Source organism: Nocardioides segetis (assembly GCF_051390595.1).
Taxonomy (GTDB): Bacteria; Actinomycetota; Actinomycetes; order Propionibacteriales; family Nocardioidaceae; genus Nocardioides.
This window is the reverse complement of the sequence record NZ_JBNINR010000010.1, coordinates 61,716-79,836: the sequence shown is the minus strand read 5'-3', so window position 1 is coordinate 79,836 and position 18,121 is coordinate 61,716. Positions and strand designations below refer to the sequence as shown.

The 18,121-nt window shown below is 71.5% G+C and carries 17 protein-coding genes; 5 read left to right on the top strand and 12 right to left on the bottom strand.

From position 1 onward, the window contains the following. The 8 genes from ACPZVR_RS17385 to ACPZVR_RS17350 form a co-directional block, all read right to left on the bottom strand. Window positions 1-1,227 carry an MCE family protein gene (locus ACPZVR_RS17385; RefSeq protein WP_436700908.1) on the bottom strand — a complete coding sequence of 409 codons (1,227 nt, stop codon included), beginning with the start codon at window positions 1,225-1,227 and terminating at the stop codon, window positions 1-3. Between the two features lie 41 nt (window positions 1,228-1,268). Continuing rightward, the gene (locus ACPZVR_RS17380; RefSeq protein WP_436700906.1) at window positions 1,269-2,309 is read right to left on the bottom strand and encodes an MCE family protein; all 1,041 of its coding nucleotides are present in this window, start codon (window positions 2,307-2,309) and stop codon (window positions 1,269-1,271) included. After that, entirely contained in the window at window positions 2,306-3,280 is a 975-nt protein-coding gene (locus tag ACPZVR_RS17375; RefSeq protein WP_436700905.1) for an MCE family protein, read from the bottom strand. The genes ACPZVR_RS17380 and ACPZVR_RS17375 overlap by 4 nt, the downstream gene beginning before the upstream one ends. A gap of 5 nt (window positions 3,281-3,285) precedes the next feature. Beyond that, window positions 3,286-4,302 (bottom strand): MCE family protein, encoded by a 1,017-nt coding sequence (locus tag ACPZVR_RS17370; protein WP_436700904.1) that lies wholly within the window; start codon window positions 4,300-4,302, stop codon window positions 3,286-3,288. After that, complete coding sequence (locus ACPZVR_RS17365) at window positions 4,299-5,357, bottom strand: MCE family protein (RefSeq protein ID WP_436700903.1); 1,059 nt, start codon at window positions 5,355-5,357, stop codon at window positions 4,299-4,301. The genes ACPZVR_RS17370 and ACPZVR_RS17365 overlap by 4 nt, the downstream gene beginning before the upstream one ends. A 9-nt stretch (window positions 5,358-5,366) precedes the next feature. Further along, a complete protein-coding gene (locus tag ACPZVR_RS17360; protein ID WP_436700902.1) occupies window positions 5,367-6,236 on the bottom strand; it encodes an MlaE family ABC transporter permease in 870 nt (289 codons plus the stop codon). Beyond that, window positions 6,236-7,060, bottom strand: coding sequence for an MlaE family ABC transporter permease (locus ACPZVR_RS17355; protein WP_436700901.1), 825 nt, complete (start codon window positions 7,058-7,060; stop codon window positions 6,236-6,238). Before ACPZVR_RS17355 ends, ACPZVR_RS17360 begins: the two co-directional genes overlap by 1 nt. A 179-nt stretch (window positions 7,061-7,239) precedes the next feature. After that, window positions 7,240-8,190 carry a DNA-3-methyladenine glycosylase family protein gene (locus ACPZVR_RS17350; RefSeq protein ID WP_436700900.1) on the bottom strand — a complete coding sequence of 317 codons (951 nt, stop codon included), beginning with the start codon at window positions 8,188-8,190 and terminating at the stop codon, window positions 7,240-7,242. Window positions 8,191-8,312: 122 nt separating this feature from the next. On the opposite strand from ACPZVR_RS17350, the gene ACPZVR_RS17345 reads away from it, so the two are divergent. From ACPZVR_RS17345 to ACPZVR_RS17335, 3 genes are all read left to right on the top strand, one after another. Then, on the top strand, window positions 8,313-8,921 hold the full coding sequence (locus tag ACPZVR_RS17345) for a TetR/AcrR family transcriptional regulator (RefSeq protein WP_436700898.1): 609 nt from the start codon (window positions 8,313-8,315) through the stop codon (window positions 8,919-8,921). A 4-nt stretch (window positions 8,922-8,925) separates the two neighbouring features. Beyond that, entirely contained in the window at window positions 8,926-10,449 is a 1,524-nt protein-coding gene (locus ACPZVR_RS17340) for an ATP-dependent DNA ligase (RefSeq protein ID WP_436700896.1), read from the top strand. A gap of 66 nt (window positions 10,450-10,515) precedes the next feature. Further along, window positions 10,516-11,202, top strand: a complete 687-nt coding sequence (locus ACPZVR_RS17335) for a TetR/AcrR family transcriptional regulator (RefSeq protein WP_436700895.1) — start codon at window positions 10,516-10,518, stop codon at window positions 11,200-11,202. Between the two features lie 46 nt (window positions 11,203-11,248). Here ACPZVR_RS17335 and ACPZVR_RS17330 read toward each other — a convergent pair whose 3' ends face one another. Next, complete coding sequence (locus ACPZVR_RS17330) at window positions 11,249-12,529, bottom strand: acetyl-CoA C-acetyltransferase (RefSeq protein WP_436700894.1); 1,281 nt, start codon at window positions 12,527-12,529, stop codon at window positions 11,249-11,251. Window positions 12,530-12,625: 96 nt separating this feature from the next. On the opposite strand from ACPZVR_RS17330, the gene ACPZVR_RS17325 reads away from it, so the two are divergent. Both ACPZVR_RS17325 and ACPZVR_RS17320 read left to right on the top strand, forming a co-directional pair. After that, entirely contained in the window at window positions 12,626-13,960 is a 1,335-nt protein-coding gene (locus ACPZVR_RS17325) for a 3-oxoacyl-ACP reductase (protein ID WP_436700893.1), read from the top strand. Window position 13,961: 1 nt separating this feature from the next. Next, window positions 13,962-14,807, top strand: coding sequence for a MaoC family dehydratase (locus ACPZVR_RS17320; RefSeq protein ID WP_436700891.1), 846 nt, complete (start codon window positions 13,962-13,964; stop codon window positions 14,805-14,807). On the opposite strand, the gene ACPZVR_RS17315 is transcribed toward ACPZVR_RS17320, so the two are convergent. From ACPZVR_RS17315 to ACPZVR_RS17305, 3 genes are read right to left on the bottom strand one after another with little or no spacing between them, the layout of a single operon-like run. After that, on the bottom strand, window positions 14,804-15,676 hold the full coding sequence (locus ACPZVR_RS17315) for an acyl-CoA thioesterase (RefSeq protein WP_436700890.1): 873 nt from the start codon (window positions 15,674-15,676) through the stop codon (window positions 14,804-14,806). The two genes, ACPZVR_RS17320 and ACPZVR_RS17315, sit on opposite strands and share 4 nt — an antisense overlap. Next, window positions 15,673-16,623, bottom strand: coding sequence for a proteasome assembly chaperone family protein (locus ACPZVR_RS17310; protein ID WP_436700889.1), 951 nt, complete (start codon window positions 16,621-16,623; stop codon window positions 15,673-15,675). Before ACPZVR_RS17310 ends, ACPZVR_RS17315 begins: the two co-directional genes overlap by 4 nt. Before the next feature lie 9 nt (window positions 16,624-16,632). Beyond that, a complete protein-coding gene (locus ACPZVR_RS17305) occupies window positions 16,633-18,114 on the bottom strand; it encodes an amino acid permease (protein ID WP_436700887.1) in 1,482 nt (493 codons plus the stop codon). Window positions 18,115-18,121 lie beyond the last annotated feature (7 nt).

Here is an 18,121-nt window from a genome sequence, read left to right as displayed (position 1 = left end):
TCAGGCCCCCCGTCCGAACAGGCCGCCGAGGAGGCCGCCGAGACCGAGCGGGTCCGACGTCGTACCGGTCCCGCCGCTGCCTGCGTCACCCGTCGCCGCGCCACTCGTCCCGCCGCCGGTCTTGCCTCCGCCGGTCTTGCCGCCGGTCTTGCCCCCCGCCTTGGCCCCCGCCTTGCCGCCACCGAGGAGCCCGGGCAGCAGGTCGCCCAGCCCGATCAGGTCGAGCAGGTCGGTGACCAGCCCGTTGACGGCTCCGCTGAGCAGCCCGTCGATGTTGAGGTTGTCGAGGTGCAGCTCGAGCATGATGTTGAGGTAGTCGGTGCCGATCACGGCGTCCGCCGACCCGGAGGCCTGGATGACCGCCTGCAGCGACTTCTCGAAGGTCCCGTTGTTGGCCGCGAACTCGGCGAGCACGGGTTCCAGCTGGCTGAGCATGCTGAGCAGCTGGGACCGGGTCTTGGTGACCGTGTCGTTGGCCGCGCCGCTGAACCTCTCGACCTCCGCGAGCAGCTCGGTGAAGGCGGGAGTCTTCTCGCGCAGCACCTTGGCCGCGGGCCGAATGTCCTTCAAGGCCCGGTTGATCGTCTTCTTGCGGCCGTTGAGCGTGGTCGAGAGCGAGTTCATCGAGGACAGGACGCCGTCGATCGCCTGGGTGGTGGCGTTGGCCTGCGTGAGGAAGACCGAGGCCTTGTCCAGCAGCGCACGGTAGTCCGCCTCGTTGCCGCTGAGCGCCGTGTTGAGCTCCTCGGTCACGGTCTGCAGCTGGTCGAGCCCACCGCCGTTGATCAGCAGCGACGCCTGGGCCAGCGCGTCCTCGACGGACGGTGCCGTCCGGGTGCTCTCCCGGCTCAGCACCGCCTTGTCGGCCAACTCCGCTCCGTCGGCCGGGTTCGTGACGTCGACGAAGAGCTCGCCGAGCGGCGTCGTGTAGCGCAGCCGCGCCTGGGCCCCCTCCCGGACGGCGGCCTCCTTCTTCACCGTCAGGGTCGCGCGGGCGGTGAAGTCGTCCGGCTCGATCGACTTCACCTTGCCCATGTCGACGCCGTTCACCTTCACCGGCGCTCCGACCGCGAGGTTCAGCGCGTCGTCGAACTGGGCCTCGATCTCGATCGTGTCGCCGGAGACGCCGGTGCCGGGGATCGGCAGGTCGCGCATCGTCGTGCTGCAGGCCGCCAGCAGCCCCAGCACCAGCGCCAGCAGCGCGGCGACGGCGGCCCGCGTCCTCATCGCAGACCCCCTCGCAGTCCTCATCGCGGTCATCGCCTCCCTCACGATCCCGGCTGCGTGCCGTTGATGACGTTGCACAGCGGGCCGAGCACGTTCTGACAGACCTGCTGGAGCAGGCCGCCCAGCGGGTCGAGGATGAGCGGGTCGATCCGCACGGGGAGCCGGTCACCCTGGACCAGCTGGAGGTTCTGCAGCGCGAGCGGCATCACCCGGAGGATCTCGGCCAGCTGGTCCTGCTTGGTCAGCAGGGTGGTCATCAGCGTCGTCGAGCCGTCGAGGCCCGCGACGATCGACTCCCGGTTGTCGACGGCGAACTCGGCGACCGTCGTGACGGCCTCGTCGAGGGAGCGCAGCGCCTTCTGGAAGTTCCCCCGCTCGTCGGCGAGCAGCTGGGAGGCCTCGGACACCTGCTGGATGAAGGTGCGGGCGGTGTCCTCGTTGGCGGCGATCGCGCTCAGCAGTACGTCGAGCGAGCGCAGCGTCGCGGCGATGTCCTCGCGGTGGCTGGCGATCCCGTCGACCCCGTTGGCGAGAGAGTGGATCGTCTGGTTGAGCAGCGGGCCCCGGCCCTGCAGCGCCTGGGTGCCGGCGTCGATGAACTTCTGGACGGCCTCGGTCGTCTCGGCGTTGCCGCCGATGCCCGTGGCGAAGTCGTTGAGGGACTCCAGCACCTGGTCGAAGTCGACCGGTGTGCGGGTGCGGTCCAACGAGATCGTCGCGTCGTCCTTCAGCCGGGCGCCCTCGCGGTAGACCGGCGTCAGCTCGACATAGCGGTCGGTGGCCACCGACCGGGCCACCACGACGGCACCGGCGTCGGCGGGCACCGGCTGGTCGGCGTCGATCTCCATGGTCACCAGGACCTTGTCGCCGTCCGGCTCGATCGAGGCGATGGACCCGATGGTCACGCCGAGGACGCCCACGTCGTTGCCGACGAACAGGCCCGCCGAGTCGGCGAAGTAGGCCTTCACGGTCATCTTGTCCGATCCGCCGACGACGCCGCACCCCGTGCTCAGGAGGACGGCGACGACGACGGCGACCGCGGCGGCGGCGCGCAGCACACGCCGGTCGACGGCTCTGCTCATCGCTGACACGTCCCTTCCAGCTTGCAGGTGGTGTCGTCGGCGGGGATCGCCGGCGGCTGGACGTAGAGCGGCAGGTAGGGCCCGCTGCCGGTCGCGTTCGCGACGTAGCGGATCGCGGGCGCCATCTGCTCCAGCAGCCGGGTCAGCTGCTTGTCCTGGCTGTTGAGCGTGTCGAGCACGGCCTTGACGTCCTTCAGCGCGGGCTCGAGCCTGCCGTCGGTCGATCGGACGATCGCGGTGAGCGCCTTGGACAGGTCCGTGGTCTCCACGAGCAGGCGGTGGATGGCCTCGCGGCGGGCCGTGATCTCGCTGACCACCAGGTTGGTCTGCTTCATCAGGCCCACGAAGTCCTGGCTGCTCGCCGAGAGCTGGTCGGTGACCTTCCGGGCGGACTCCAGCAGGTCGCCGACCTGGTCGGCCCGCTTCGAGACGACCTCGGACAGGCGTGCGACGCCCTCCAGCGCGGGACCGATCTCCTCCTTGCTGGCGCCGAGCGTGCCGGCCATCGCGGTCAGCGCCCGGGCCAGCAGCTCGGGGTCGAGCTCGTCGAGCGCCTCGGTGCCCTCCTCGATGACGTCCTGCAGGTTGTAGGGCACGGCCGTGCGCTCCAGCGGGATCCGGCTGTCCGCGAGACTGCCCGACCCGTTCGGGTCGACCTCCAGGTAGTGCGTGCCGAGCAGCGTGGCGACCTTGACCGTCGCGGACGATCGGTCGCCCAGGCTGATCCCGGAGTCGAGGGCGAAGGTCACCAGCACGTGGTCCTTCTCCAGCTCGATGCCGGTGACCTTGCCGGAGATCACGCCGTGCACCTGGACGTCCTCGCCCTCGCGCAGGCCGGCCGTGTGCTCGAGGACGGCCGTGTAGGTCTTCGTGCCGAAGGTGCTGACGCTGAGGACGACGACGACCACGCCGAGCAGGCCGAGGACCACCAGGGTCACGATGCCGACGCGCAGCGGATTGCGCTCGTTCATGGGCTTCATCGGCACGCCGCCGACCAGGGTCCGTTGTTGCCGGCCAGGTTGATGCCGGTGCCGTTCTCGGTCACGGCGATCGACAGCGAGCACACGTAGACGTTGAGCGCGTTCTCGTACGACGTCGCGCGCCCCAGCGACTCGAAGACGGTGGTGAACGCCGGGATCACGTCCACCAGCTCCTTGCGGGAGCGCTCGAACATGTCGGCGACCGTGACCAGGCGGTCCGTCGTCCGGGTGAGGGGCACCTTGACCTCCTTGAGTAGCGAGCTGGTCGCCCCGACGAGTCGGCTCACGCCGTCGATCGAGGCGCCGATCGACGCGCGGTCCTCGGCGAGGCCGGTCATCAGGCGGCGCAGCTCGGCGACGGTCGAGGAGAGCTCGTCGCCCTGACCCGCGATGTTGTCGAGCACCGGCTTGAGGTTCGTCATCACCTCGCCGATCACGGCGTCGCGGTCGGCGAGGAAGTTGCTGAGCTGGCCGGTCTGCTCGAGCAGCTGCTCGACCGTGCCTCCCTCGCCCTGGAGCACCTTGATCAACGACGTGGCGAGCTGGTTGACGTCACCGGGCTGGAGCACCTTGAACAGAGGACGGAAGCCGTTGAGCAGGCCGGTCAGGTCGAAGCCCGGGTCGGTCCGGGCGACGGGCACGGTGGCTCCGTCCTCCAGCTCGGCGCCCCGCTCCGCTCCCTGGACCAGCGAGATGTACCGCTGGCCGAGCAGGTTCTGGTAGCGCATGACCAGCGTGGTCGAGTCGAGCAGCGGCTGGTCGTCGACCAGCTCGAGCCCGATCTCCGCGCCGTCGGCCGTCGCCCGGATGTCCTTGACCTGGCCGACCCGGACCCCGGCGGCCTTGACGTCGTCGCCGACGCGCAGGCCGCTGACGTCGGCGAACTCGGCCCGGAACTCGCGGGTGCCGCCGCTGACGCCGTTCTGCATGGTGTTGACCAACAGCAGCAGCATGAGGCCGCTGACCACGGCGAAGGCGGCGAACTTGATCGCGATCGAGCGCAGTCCGGTCATCGCTCCTCCCCCCAGAGCCGACCGACGCCCGCCGGGTCGGTGCTGCCGGTGCGATAGACAGGGCGCTGGCCGCTGGTGTAGTAGGGAGGCGGCGAGAGGCGCAGGGTGCCGTCGGTCTTCACGAAGCCGCCCCGGACCGCCTGCGGCAGGGTGGTGCCGAGCATCGTGTTGACGGCGAGCGCATCGGTGATGCCGGCCCTGCGGTTGTCGTGGACGGCGTCCAGCAGGACCGCCGAGCCGTTGATGAAGTCCACCAGCCGCTGCTCGTTCTTCCGCAGGAACGCGCGCGAGGTGCGGGCCAGGTTGGTGCCGCCGCTGATCAGGGCCGTGATGGCGGCCTCCTGGGTGACGATCGTGTGGAGCGTGACGAGGACGTCGTCGGTCGCGTCGAGGAGGTCCGGCGCGATCTCGTCGACGAGCCGCGTCGTGGAGGCGAGCGCCTCGAGGTCCTCGCGCACCTGCGGCATCCGCGGGTTGATGCGGTCCAGGTAGTCGTTGAGGGTCCGGACGGTGGCGCCGATCCGGCCGCCGCGACCGTCCAGCGCCTCGGCCGCGGACCCGATGGCCGAGGCGAGCTCGGCCGGCCCGAGCGCCTTGACCAGGCGGTCGATGTCGTCGAGGGCCTGCTGGAGCTCGAGCGTCTCCTGGGTGCTGTCGGCCGGCACCTCGGCACCGGCCTTCAGCTGACCCGACGGTGCGCCGTGGACGACCAGGTCGACGAAGGTCGTGCCGAACACCGTCGCGGGCAGGATCCGCGCCACGACGTTGCCGGGTACGACGTCCAGGTCCTGCCTCGACATCTCCATGTCGACCGTCACGCCCCCGGAGGAGGCACGGCTGATCCTCGCGACCTTGCCGACGATGACGCCGTTCATCTTCACGTCGGAGCCGGTCCGCAGCGCGCCACCGGCGTTGGCGACCTCGGCGGTCACGTGCGGCCGCGAGCCGAAGGTGCCGTTGCTGCGCAGCGTGATGAACGCGCCGATGACGGCGAGCGCGACGAGCGCGATCAGGCCCCGACGGGCCAGTTCGTTGCGGGAGACCTCGCGTGCCATGTCGTCACCTCACCCCGAGATCCGGAAGCCCGGGTCGCCACCCCAGAACACCAGGGTGAGGACCATGTCGAGCACGACGATGGACACGATGCTCGCCCGGATCCCGGTGCCGGTCGCCTCGCCGACCGCCTGGGGTCCGCCGCCGACCCGCATGCCGTACCAGCAGTGGATCAGGGCGACGGTCAGGGAGAAGATCAGGATCTTGATGATCGAGAACATGATGTCGCGACCCTGGATGAACGTGGAGAAGTAGTGGTCGTACTGGCCCGGCGACTGCCCGAAGAGGACCACCACGGAGACCTGCGAGGCGACATAGCTCCCGATCAGGCCGATCAGGTAGAGCGGCAAGATGGCGACCATGCACGCGATGACCCGCGTCGTGCAGACGTAGCGCACCGCGCTGACCGCCATCACCTCGAGGGCGTCGATCTCCTCGTGGATCTTCATCGAGCCGATCTGGGCGGTGAACCGGCAGCCCACCTGGGCGCCGAGCGCGAGGGCCGCGATCAGTGGCGCGAGCTCCCGGGTGTTGACGCTCGCCGAGATGAAGCCGGTCAGCGGCGCGAGGCCGACGATCTCCAGCCCGTTGAACCCCTCGATGCCGATCGACGTGCCGGCCGCGACGGACAGCAGGATCATGACGCCGACCGTGCCGCCGCCCACGAGGAGGGCACCGCTGCCCCAGGCGATGTCCTTGATCTGACGCAGCACCTCCCTCGGGTAGAGCGCGACCGTCGCGGGGATCTCGCGGAAGACCTTGCCGGAGAAGCTCACGAAGGACCCGAACATCGCGAGCGTGCTCATCACGGCGTCGACGAAGCCGACGAGGGCGTCGGACAGGCGTGCGCCGAGCCCGCGGCCGAGACGGACCTCGGACATCACGCACCCCCGGGGAAGAGCATGACGTAGGCCTGGGTCAGGCCGACGTTGATGACGGCGAGCAGGATGACGCTGAGGACGACGGCCTGGTTGACCGCGTCGGCGACCGCCTTCGGTCCCCCGCGCGCGCTCAGCCCCTTGTGGGCGCACACGACGATGGCGACGAAGCCGAAGATCAGGCCCTTGAGCTCGGCGAGGACCAGGTCGCCCGGTTGCGCCAGCCCGACGAACGAGTCGAGATAGGTGCCGGACGAGATCTGGCCGCCGCCCACGACGATCACGAAGGCGGTCGTCATCGCCGCCATCGCGACGATCACGGTGAGCAGCAGGGAGACGACGAGAGCCGCGAGGATCCGGGGCGCGACCAGCCGCTGGATCGGCGAGATGCCCATCACCTTGAGCGCGTCGATCTCCTCACGCACGGTGCGGGCACCGAGGTCGGCGCACACGGCGGAGCCGACGGCGCCGGCGATCATCAGCGACGTCACGAGCGGCGCGCCCTGCCGGAGCACGCCGATGCCGTTGACCGCGCCGATGAAGGACTGGGCGCCGATCTGGTTGGCGGCGGCGCCGATCTGGACCGAGGTGATGACCCCGAACGGGATCGCGACCAGGATCGTCGGCAGCAGCGAGACCCGGGTCATGAACCAGCACTGCAGGAGGAACTCCGACCACGAGAACCGGCGCGCCACGATGTCGGAGAAGCCCCACTGGATGGACTCGACGGCGAGCTTCACCAGCTCGCCGGTCGTCACCACTCCGGCGCGGAACCGGCCGGACATGTTGTCGAGCAGGGAGCGTCCGCCTGCGACCACCGCACTCATGCCCGGGTCCGCCTCACGTCGTCCATGCCCCCGACAACGGCTCTCCCCCGGTCGACGTCATGGTCCGCACCGGCGAACACCGCGTCCGGCTCTCCCATCAGCACCCCTGCCTGTCACACCGGAGACCCGCATCCGCCCGCCCCCGCGACTGCCTGTTGCTCGGTGTAACACTTATCACGTCATTTGGTCACGCCCCGGAGATGTTCGCGGGGCGCCATCCGCGGCCCGCGCCGCGGGCGGTGCAGTCCGGCGGCGGCGACCAGGAAGGGGACGCGCCCCCGATGGCCCTGCCACGGACGCAGGTAGCGGGCCAGCTCGGCGTCGTCGAAGAGCCGGCCCTCGAGGGCCCAGCCGACGTCCTTGGCGACGTGGTAGTCGCCGAACGAGACGGCGTCGGGGTCGCCGAGCGCGCGCTGGCGCACCTCGGCCGCCGTCCAGACGCCCACACCGGGCAGCGCCCGCAGCCGCCGCTCGGCCTCCTCCCCCGGCAGCCCGGCCACCCGCTCCATCGCCTCGGCGTGCCGGGCCGCCGTGACGACCGCCCGGCTGCGCGCCGGGTCGATGTGGAGCCGCAGCCACTCCCACGACGGGAGCCGGCGCAGGGTCGCGGCCTCCGGCTGGACCATCAGCCCGAGCGCGGCGCCCGGTCCCGGCGCGGGAGTCCCGTGGCGTCGTACCAGCGCCCGGAAGCCGGCGAAGGCCTCCTGTCCAGTGACCTTCTGCTCGATGATGGCGGGCACCAGGGACTCCAGCACCAGTCCGGTGCGGCCCAGCCGCAGGTGCGGATGGCGTCGCCGAGCGTCGACCAGCACCGGGTGCCGCGGCTCGAATCCGGTCCAGTCGTCGAGGTCGCCGAGCAGCGCGGGCAGCTGGTCGAGGGCCCACGCCGCGCCCGGTCCCCAGCCGGTCGCGACGATGACGCCGTCCGGGTCCTGCTCGCGCACCGCCAGGGCGGCGACGCCCTGCGGGGTGCGGCTCGCCCGCCAGTGGCGACCGGCGACCGCCAGCCGGTGGGTCGGATCGCCGGCTCCACGTCGCTGCTGACGCAGCAGCGCCCCGACCGGCACCGGGCGTCCCGGCTGCCACGCGCGGGTCGCGTCGGGCGCGGCCGAGGCAGCCGGAGCGGTCATCGCAGCACTGTACGGCGACGGCAGGCCGGTGCACGCCGGGGGCGCGACGGACTAGGCTCTCTCGCGCGGGGACGAACCTCATTCGTTCCCGGACGTCGACCACGCCAGGCTCCGGAGGGCAGTTGAGCATCGAGACCACCCGCGGCCGCCGGACCCGCCTCGACCAGGAGGCCGTGCTCCAGGCGGCGGACGCCCTCGTCGACCGCGACGGCTACGACGCGCTCACCATGACCTCCCTGGCGGCGGAGCTCGAGGCTCGCGTCTCCTCGCTCTACAACCACGTGGCCAACCTCGAGGACCTGCGCGCACTCATCCAGGTCCGGGCGATGCGGCTGCTCGGCGAGCACGTGCGCGCCGCCGCCATGGGCCACGCCGGCGTCGACGGGCTCCGCGCCCTCAGCCACGCGCTGCGGGCCTTCGCCCGCACCCACCCCCAGCGGTACGCCGCCCTCACCCGCCCGCCGATCGACCGCGAGGCGTTCTACACGGCGGCGCTCGACGCGATCGAGGCGCTGGCGGTGATGGTCCGCTCCGCGGGCCTGCCCGACGACCGGCTGCTGCAGAGCGCGATGGCGCTGTTCGCCTCGCTCCACGGGTTCGTGTCGCTGGAGGTCGCCGGCTACTTCGGCGACCTGTCCGGCACCAGCGCCGAGTCCCTCGACCTCGACCTGGTCTACGAGCAGGTCATCGACGGCGCGGTGGGCGCGGCGGCGCCGGAAGCCTCGCGCTGAGCCGATGCTGCTCCGCGACCTCGTCGACGTCTCCCGCCAGGTCGCCGCGACGCGCTCGCGCAAGGAGAAGACCCGCCTGATCAGCGGTCTGCTGCTCGCCGCCGAGCCCGCCGAGCGCCCGCTCGTGGCGCACTACCTCGGTGGCCGCCTCCGGCAGCGGCGCACCGGACTGGGCTGGCGCAGCCTGCGGACGCTGCCTCCTCCGGCGGCGACCTCGACCCTCGAGGTGGTCGACGTCGACGCGCGGTTCGCGGCGATGTCGGTGCTGGCCGGAGCGGGATCGGCCGGCCTGCGCTCCGCGGCGGTCGCCGACCTCTTCGGCCGGGCGACCGCGCCCGAGCAGGAGTGGCTGCGCGCCGTCGCCGTCGGCGAGGTCCGCCAGGGCGCCCTCGAGGCGGTCGTTACCGAGGCCCTGGCCGCGGCCGCCGAGGTCCCCCTGGCCGCCGTCCGGCGCGCCGCGATGCTGGCCGGCGGCTCGACGTACGTCGTCGACGAGGCGTTCGCCGGCACAGACGCCCTCGCCGAGGTCGGCCTGACCGTCGGCCGCCCGGTCCTGCCGATGCTCGCCTCGTCGGCCCCCGACGTGGCGGCCGCGGTCGCGAAGGCCACCGGCCGCGGTCCGGACGTCGTCGGGGTCGACGCCAAGCTCGACGGCATCCGGATCCAGGTCCACCGCTCCGGTGACGACGTCGTCGTCGCCACCCGCAGCCTCGACGACATCACCCATCGTCTGCCCGAGGTGGTCGCCGTCGCGCGCTCGCTCCCGGCGCAGCGGTTCGTGCTCGACGGAGAGGCGCTGTGGCTGGACGCGGCGGGCCGGCCGCGTCCCTTCCAGGAGACGGCCTCCCGGACCGCGAGCCGGGCCGCGCCCGCCGAGGCCGTGGTGTCGCCGTACTTCTTCGACGTGCTGCACCTCGACGGCGTCGACCTCATCGACCGTCCGGCGCGGGAGCGCTGGCAGGTCCTCGAGGAGCTGGTGCCGGCCGAGCACCGGGTCCGGCGCTGGATCGGCACCGACGTCGCCGACGCCGAGGCCTTCACCACCGCCGTCCTCGCGTCGGGCCACGAGGGCGTCGTGGTCAAGTCCGCCGACGCCGGCTACGACGCCGGCCGCCGCGGCGCGGCCTGGGTCAAGGTCAAGCCGGTGCACACCCTCGACCTCGTCGTCCTCGCCGTCGAGCACGGCTCCGGGCGACGCCGCGGCTGGCTCTCCAACATCCACCTCGGCGCACGCGACCCGTCCTCACCTACGGGGTTCGTGATGCTGGGCAAGACGTTCAAGGGGATGACCGACCAGATGCTCGCCTGGCAGACCGAGCGCTTCCGCGCCCTCGAGGTGGCCGACGACGGCTGGGTCGTCACGGTGCGCCCCGAGCAGGTCGTGGAGATCGCCTTCGACGGCCTCCAGCGCTCCACCCGCTATCCCGGCGGCCTGGCGCTCCGGTTCGCCCGGGTGGTCCGCTACCGCGACGACAAGTCGGCCGACGAGGCGGACACGATCGAGACCGTCCGCGCGCTGCTGGACTGACGGGATTCCGTCTCACCCGGTCACGGATGTTGCAACACCGAGTTGCACGTCCCGTACACTCGCCTCATGGCGACGAACGCACCAGCCACCGATGGACGCCGCAGGGCCGCGGCAGCGCGGCGCAAGGCGCGCCAGGCGGAGATCATCACCGCGACCCGCCAGATCTTCGACTCCAAGGGCGTCCGCGACGTCCAGATCGAGGAGATCGCCAGCGCCGTCGGCATCAACCGGGCGATCGTCTACCGCCACTTCACCGGCAAGGAGGAGCTGTTCGCGCTCACGCTCGTCGGCTACCTGGAGGAGCTGCACGACGCGATGGCCGCGGCCGCGGCGAGCGGCGGATCGCCGCGCGACCAGCTCGAGCGGATCGTGGGCGCGTTCGTCGACTACGGCGTCGCGCACCCGGCGTTCGTCGACTGCGCCCAGGCGCTCATGGTCCGGCCGGGCGACGAGCTGCTCGACGAGATCGCGGAGGGCCCGCTGTTCCGGCTCGGCCGCGGCATCACGTCCTGCCTGACGGTGCTGTCCGACACCCTCAGCCACGGCGTCGCGCAGGGCGCCTTCGACCTCAGCGACGACCCGGTGCTGCTCGCGAACGCCCTCTACGCCAGCGGGCTCGGCGCCCTCCAGCTGGCCCGGCTCGGCATCCTCGTGAGCGAGGCGGCCCCGGGCATCCCGACGGTCGGCCAGATCTCGGCCGAGCAGGTGCGCTCCTACCTCGTGCGCTCGGCACTCGCGCTGGTCGCCGCCTGACCCTGGCGGTGCGGGCCGGCGGCGACCAGCCGCGTCTCGGCCCGGCTCAGCGCTCCATGATGGCGACGACGCCCTGACCGCCGGCGGCGCAGACCGAGATCAGGGCCCGGCCGCCGCCGTTGGCCTGCAGCAGCTTGGCGGTGTTGGCCACGATCCGTCCGCCGGTGGCGGCGAACGGGTGCCCCGCGGCGAGCGAGGAGCCCTTGACATTGAGCTTGGCGCGATCGATCGACCCGAGCGGGCTGTCGAGGCCCAGGCGCTGCTTGCAGAAGACCGGGCTCTCCCACGCGGCGAGCGTGGAGAGCACCTGCGAGGCGAAGGCCTCGTGGATCTCGTAGAAGTCGAAGTCCTGCAGGCTCAGGCCGTTGCGGGCAAGCAGCCGCGGCACGGCGTACGCCGGCGCCATGAGCAGGCCCTCGGCCCCGTTGACGAAGTCGACCGCGGCCACCTCGGAGTCGACGAAGTAGGCAAGCACCTCCAGACCGTGGGCCGCGGCCCACTCCTCCGAGCCGAGGAGGACGGCGGACGCGCCGTCGGTCAGCGGGGTGGAGTTGGCGGCGGTCATCGTCGCCGCCTCGCCCTTGCCGAAGACCGGCTTGAGCTTGGCGAGCTTCTCCAGGGAGGAGTCGGCGCGCAGGTTGTTGTCGCGCTCGAGCCCCCGGAACGGCGTGATCAGGTCGTCTTGCCATCCCTCGTCGTACGACGCGGCGAGGTGGTGGTGCGAGGCGACGGCCAGCTCGTCCTGGGCCTCCCGGGTGATCTGCCACTCCAGGGCGGTCAGCGCCTGGTGCTCGCCCATGGAGAGCTTGGTCCGCGGCTCGCCGTTGGACGGGATCGCGAGGCCGATGTCGCCGGGGCGCAGGGTGGCGAGGACCGCGAGGCGGTCCTTGGTGGAACGCGCGTTGTTGAGCTGGATCAGCTTCTTGCGCAGCTTCTCGGAGATCGCGACGGGCGCGTCGGACGTGGTGTCGACGCCGCCCCCGATGCCGGAGTCGATCTGGCCGAGCTTGATCTTGTTGGCGATGTAGTTGATCGCCTGGAGCCCGGTGCCGCAGGCCTGCTGCAGGTCGACGGCCGGCGTCTCCGGGGCGAGTCGGGTGCTGAGCACGGACTCGCGGACCAGGTTGAAGTCGCGGCTGTGCTTGAGGACCGCGCCGCCGGCGACCTCCCCCAGGCGTTCACCCTCCAGCCCGAAGCGCGCCACCAGTCCGTCGAGGGCGGCGGTCAGCATGTCCTGGTTGGAGGCGGTGGCGTAGGCGCCGTTGGAGCGGGCGAACGGAATCCGGTTGCCGCCCAGTACGGCGGCGCGGCGAACAGTCTCGGTCATGGATCAATCCTCACTCAGCTGGCCCCGTCGGAGAACCGACTGAGGGCGAGATCACGAAATGTGGACTCAGAGTTACACATCTAGTTACATAGTCTCATGACTGACAAGTACCAGGGCTTCGTGAGCTCCCCGATCGGCAAGCTCCTCGTCAAGAACCTCGGACTGCCGAACCCGACCAAGCTGGAGCGCTACACGGCGGGCGACCCGCTGGTCCGCGGCACGGTCCTCGTCGGCGGTCGCGGTCGCCTGGGCGAGTCCCTGCCCGGTCTGCTCGACGTGCTCGGGATCGCGTCGGCGACGGCGCGGACCGACGGCGAGACCTACAAGGGCCTGGTCTTCGACGCCACCGGCCTCACCTCGGTCGAGGAGCTCGTCGAGCTCCAGGCGTTCTTCACCCCGGTGCTGCGCAGCCTCGACCGGTGCGCGCGCGTCGTCGTCATCGGTACGCCGCCCGCCCAGGTCGAGGGCAGCGAGCGGATCGCCCAGCGCGCGCTGGAGGGCTTCACCCGCAGCCTCGGCAAGGAGATCGGCAAGGGCGGCACCGTGCAGCTGGTCTACGTCGCCGACGGCTACGAGGACTCGGTGCTGTCGACCCTCGGCTTCCTGCTCAGCCCGAAGTCGGCGTACGTCTCGGGCCAGGTGGTCCGCATCGGCACCCACGCCGAGGAGCACGGCACCGCGCTGGAGGACTGGACCGCTCCCCTGGCCGGCAAGGTCGCGTTCGTCACCGGCGCCAGCCGGGGCATCGGCGAGGAGATCGCCCGGGTGCTGCACCGCGACGGCGCGACGATCGTCGGGCTCGACGTGCCGCAGGCCGCCGACGAGCTGGTCACGGTGATGAAGGAGCTCGACGGCGACTGGCTGACGCTCGACATCACCGCGACCGACGCGCCGCAGCGGATCGCGCACCACCTCAAGGAGAAGCACGGCGGCGTCGACATCGTCGTGCACAACGCCGGCGTGACGATGGACAAGAAGCTCGCCAACCAGACCCCCGAGCGCTTCGGCAAGGTGCTGCAGATCAACCTGGAGGCGCCCGAGCGGATCACCGCCGAGCTGCTCGCCCAGAAGGTCGTCAACGCCAACGGCCGGATCGTCGGGGTCGCCTCGATCGCCGGCATCGCCGGCAACCTGGGCCAGACCAGCTACGCCGCCTCGAAGGCCGGCGTCATCGGCTTCGTCGACGCGCTCGCCGACCGCCTCGACAACGGCATCACCGTCAACGCCGTCGCCCCGGGCTTCATCATCACCCAGATGACGGCCGCCGTCCCCTTCGCGACCCGCGAGGTCGGCCAGCGCCTCAACGCCATGGCCCAGGGCGGCCTTCCGGTCGACGTCGCCGAGACCATCGCGTGGTACGCCTCCCCCGCCTCGACCGCCGTCAACGGCAACGTGGTCCGCGTCTGCGGCCAGATGATGCTGGGAGCCTGAGATGGCCCTCCCCGTGATGCTCAAGGCGGCGCTGCCGGCCGTGCCCGGCGTGAACCAGCTGCCCGGGATCAAGAAGACCGGCGGCTCCCTGCCCGACCTCACGCTGTCGCGCCAGGACGTCCCGGTGGAGCGCTCGGCGGTCGAGCGGTACGCCGAGGTGTGCGGCTTCCCCGTCCGCGACGTGGCGCCGGTGCCCTACCTCCATATGCTGGCCTTCCCGCTGCACCTGCAGCTGATGACCGACGCGGCCTTCCCGTTCCCGGCGATCGGCTCGGTGCACCTGGAGAACACGATCGTCCAGCACCGTCCCGTCGCCATCGGCGAGACCGTCTCGCTCGCCCTCACCGCCGACAACCTTCGCGCCAGCACCAAGGGCCGCGCCTGGGACATGAACGTCACCGGCACCGTGGGCGAGGAGGTCGTGTGGGAGTCCGTGTCGACGTACCTGCGGGTCGGGAAGGGCGACAAGGAGCACGGTGATCCCGGGATGGCGCTCACCGCGATCGACGCGAAGGGCCCGGTCTGGTCACTGCCCGACAACCTGGGCCGCAGGTACGGCGCGGTGTCGGGCGACCGCAACCCGATCCATCTGCACCCGCTGACCGCGAAGGCGCTCGGCTTCCCGCGCCACATCGCCCACGGCATGTGGAGCAAGGCCCGCTGCATCGCGGCCCTGGAGAACCGGCTGCCCGACGCGGTCAAGGTCGAGGTCGCGTTCAAGAAGCCGATCTTCCTGCCGGGCAAGGCGCAGTTCGGCGCCGAGCGGAGCCCGACGGGCTACGACTTCACGCTGGTCAGCCCGAAGGACGGCGCCCCCCACCTGCTGGGACGCACCACCGCGCTCTAGTCCCGCCCGCGCGCGGGCCGGATCAGGCCCTCCTGGGCGACCGTGGCGACGAGGGTCCCGTCCTGGGTGAAGATCCGCCCCAGGGCGAGGCCCCGTCCACCACTGGCCGACGGCGACCACTGGTCGTAGAGCCACCACTCGTCGGCCCGGAACGGACGGTGGAACCAGATGGTGTGGTCGAGCGAGGCCATCTGCACCTGGTGCGGGCCGTGCTCGGGGTGCGCGGCGAGCGTCGCGCCGAGTAGCGACACGTCGCTGGCGTAGGTGAACGTCGCGAGGTGCTCGACCGGGTCGTCGCTCAGCCGGCCGTCGACGCGGATCCACACCTGGGTCCGCGCGGGGTGCATCGGGTCCGGCTCCATGCCGTGCGCCGAGCTCCCCAACCAGCGGACGTCGAGGGCCGCCCACTCCTTGCTCAGACCGTCGTCGGCGCCGCGGTCGGCCATCAGCGCCATCAGGTCCAGGCCCTCCTCGGGCGCCTTGACCTCGGGCATCACGTCCTGGTGCTCGAGTCCCTCCTCTGCGCGCTGGAAGTTGAGCGACTGGTAGTAGATCGGCCGGCCGTGCTGGCGGGCGAGGACACGACGGGTGGCGAAGGACTTGCCGTCCCGGATCCGCTCGACGTCGTAGATGATCGGCACGGTGTAGTCGCCGGGCAGCAGGAAGTAGGAGTGCAGCGAGTGCACGTGCATGCCCTCGTCGACCGTGCGGGTCGCGGCGATCAGCGCCTGGGCGGCGACCTGGCCGCCGTAGACCCGCTGGCGGATCGTCTCGGGCTGCTGCCCGCGGAACAGGTCGGTGTCGAGCCGCTCGAGGTCGAGCAGCGAGACGAGCTTCCGGGTCGCCTCCCCCATCACCCGGTCGTTCATGGCGTGCCTCCGGTCTCGTCGGGTCCCTCGAGGCCGGCCAGGAACTGCTCGAACTGCCGGCCGATCTCCTCACCGGTCGGCAGCGGCTCGTCCTCGGCGAGGAGGCTGCTGCCCTCCTCCTCGGCGCGCGCGAAGGTGTCGTACTGCTGCTCCAGCGCGGTCACGACGTCCTGCACCTCGGCGTTGGCGGCGAGGTAGCGGCCGATCTCCTCCTCGCGCTCGTCGGCGGCGGTGCGCAGCTCGCCGAGGTCGACCGTCAGCCGGGCCGCGAGCTCGACCTGCTCGAGCAGCGACACCGCGGCACGGGGGTAGTCGAGCTGGGCGAGGTAGTGCGGCACGTGGGCGACGAAGCCCTGCGCGTCGTGGCCCCACTCACCGAGCCGGACCTCGAGCAGGGCCTGGGCGCTGCTCGGCACCCGGAGCTCGCCGCGCCAGGGGCTGGTCCCGGTGAGCAGGTGCGGGTTGTTGGCGTGGTGGGTGATCGCGATCGGCCGCGTGTGCGGCACCGCCATCGGCACCGACCCCATCGAGACGACCAGGGCGACGTCGAAGCGCTCGACGACCTCGCGGACGCCGCGGCAGAACGCCTCCCACCGGATGTCGGGCTCCGGCCCGTGCAGGAGGAGGTACGGCGTCCCGCCGGCGTCGCGCAGCATCCGGACCACGAGCCGCGGAGCCTCGTAGCCCTCGTAGTGGTCGCGCGCGAAGGTCAGGGGCGGACGCCGGGCTCGGTAGTCGTGGAGCTGGTCGACGTCGAAGGTCGCCACCACGACGCCTCCGCCGTCGGCGGAGAAGGCACCGGCGCGCACGAGGTGCCGGCCGGCCAGCGCGCCGGCGTTGCCCGCGTCGAGGAAGCCGTCGAGCGCCACCACCAGCGCGAGGCTCTCCACGCCCTCGAGCTCGGGCACCTCGTCGACGATGTGGACCAGACGGGACGAGGGAGTCACACGCAGAGCCTATTCCCCCGTCCGCGGCGGCTGCAGGCGGCTGTGGCTGCGGCCGTAGACGGCGTAGACGACGACCCCGATCGCCATCCACGCCAGGAACCGGATCCAGGTGTCGCCCGTGAGGTTGAGCATGAGGTAGAGACACATCAGCGTCGACACGGTCGCGACGGCCGGAGCCAACGGGGTGCGGAAGCCGCGGGGCAGGTCGGGCCGGGTCCGCCGCAGGACGACGACCCCGATGCTGACGAGCATGAAGGCGAACAGGGTGCCGATGTTGACCAGGTGGGCGAGGGTGCTCAGGTCGACGAAGCCGGCGAGCGCGGCGACGGCCACGCCCGTGACGACCGTGATGCGGTACGGCGTCCCCCAGGTCGGGTGCACCTTCGCCAGGGAGCGCGGGAGCAGCCCGTCGCGGGCCATCGCGAAGCCGACCCGGGTCTGGCCGAGCATGAGGATCATGGCGACCACCACCAGGCCGACGCAGGCACCGATCGAGATCAGGTCGGGCATCCAGTCGACGCCGGAGGCCTGGAAGGCGTCGGCGAGCGGGGCCGCGCTGTCGGGGTCGATGTCCCGATAGCTGCGCAGCCCGGTGACGACCAGGCTGACCGCGGCGTAGAGCACCGTGACGATCGCGAGGGAGCCGAGGATGCCGATCGGGACGTCTCGCTGCGGGTTCTTCGTCTCCTCCGCCGTCGTGGCCACGATGTCGAAGCCGATGAAGGCGAAGAAGACGATCGCCGCCCCGGAGATCACCCCGGCGAGGCCGAAGACCGCGGGCTCGAGCCCGAGGAGGCTGGTGATCAGCGGCACGTCGGCGAAGCCGCCGCCGGACTCCGGAGCGGGCTGGGCGTCGGGGATGAACGGCGTCCAGTTGCTCACGTCGATGTGCGCGATGCCGACGACGATCACCGCGGCGACGACGACCAGCTTGAGGGCGACCACGAACTGGTTGAAGCGGCTGGAGAACTTCGTCCCGCGGATGAGCAGGAAGGTGACCAGCAGCGCGATCACCATGGCCGGCAGGTCCACGACGCCGGTCGCCGCGGAGCTGATCTGCGTCGGGAGACTCACCCCGACGATGTCGAGCACCTCCTGGAGGTAGGCGGAGAATCCGGTCGAGAGGGCCGCGGCGCCGACCGTGAACTCCAGCACGAGGTCCCAGCCGATGATCCAGGCGACCAGCTCACCGAGGGTCGCGTAGCTGAACGTGTAGGCGCTGCCGGCGACCGGAACCGTCGAGGCGAGCTCGGCGTAGCAGAGGGCCGCGAGCCCGCAGGCGACGGCGGCGATCACGAAGCTCAGCGCGAGGGCCGGGCCCGCGTTGCTGGCCGCGACCGTGCCGGTGAGGACGAAGATGCCGGCGCCGATGATGACGCCGACGCCGAACACGGTGAGGTCCAGCGCCGAGAGATCCTTGCGTAGGCGATGGTCGGGCTCGTCGGTGTCGGCGATCGACTGCTCGACCGACTTGATCCGGAACAGGCTCATCCGAACT

Bases quoted from the DNA above. Each gene is read 5' to 3' on its own strand.
- ACPZVR_RS17385 (WP_436700908.1), bottom strand. From the start codon at position 1,227: ATGAGGACGCGGGCCGCCGTCGCCGCGCTGCTGGCGCTGGTGCTGGGG.
- ACPZVR_RS17380 (WP_436700906.1), bottom strand. From the start codon at position 2,309: ATGAGCAGAGCCGTCGACCGGCGTGTGCTGCGCGCCGCCGCCGCGGTC.
- ACPZVR_RS17375 (WP_436700905.1), bottom strand. From the start codon at position 3,280: ATGAACGAGCGCAATCCGCTGCGCGTCGGCATCGTGACCCTGGTGGTC.
- ACPZVR_RS17370 (WP_436700904.1), bottom strand. From the start codon at position 4,302: ATGACCGGACTGCGCTCGATCGCGATCAAGTTCGCCGCCTTCGCCGTG.
- ACPZVR_RS17365 (WP_436700903.1), bottom strand. From the start codon at position 5,357: ATGGCACGCGAGGTCTCCCGCAACGAACTGGCCCGTCGGGGCCTGATC.
- ACPZVR_RS17360 (WP_436700902.1), bottom strand. From the start codon at position 6,236: ATGTCCGAGGTCCGTCTCGGCCGCGGGCTCGGCGCACGCCTGTCCGAC.
- ACPZVR_RS17355 (WP_436700901.1), bottom strand. From the start codon at position 7,060: ATGAGTGCGGTGGTCGCAGGCGGACGCTCCCTGCTCGACAACATGTCC.
- ACPZVR_RS17350 (WP_436700900.1), bottom strand. From the start codon at position 8,190: ATGACCGCTCCGGCTGCCTCGGCCGCGCCCGACGCGACCCGCGCGTGG.
- ACPZVR_RS17340 (WP_436700896.1), top strand. From the start codon at position 8,926: ATGCTGCTCCGCGACCTCGTCGACGTCTCCCGCCAGGTCGCCGCGACG.
- ACPZVR_RS17335 (WP_436700895.1), top strand. From the start codon at position 10,516: ATGGCGACGAACGCACCAGCCACCGATGGACGCCGCAGGGCCGCGGCA.
- ACPZVR_RS17330 (WP_436700894.1), bottom strand. From the start codon at position 12,529: ATGACCGAGACTGTTCGCCGCGCCGCCGTACTGGGCGGCAACCGGATT.
- ACPZVR_RS17325 (WP_436700893.1), top strand. From the start codon at position 12,626: ATGACTGACAAGTACCAGGGCTTCGTGAGCTCCCCGATCGGCAAGCTC.
- ACPZVR_RS17320 (WP_436700891.1), top strand. From the start codon at position 13,962: ATGGCCCTCCCCGTGATGCTCAAGGCGGCGCTGCCGGCCGTGCCCGGC.
- ACPZVR_RS17315 (WP_436700890.1), bottom strand. From the start codon at position 15,676: ATGAACGACCGGGTGATGGGGGAGGCGACCCGGAAGCTCGTCTCGCTG.
- ACPZVR_RS17305 (WP_436700887.1), bottom strand. From the start codon at position 18,114: ATGAGCCTGTTCCGGATCAAGTCGGTCGAGCAGTCGATCGCCGACACC.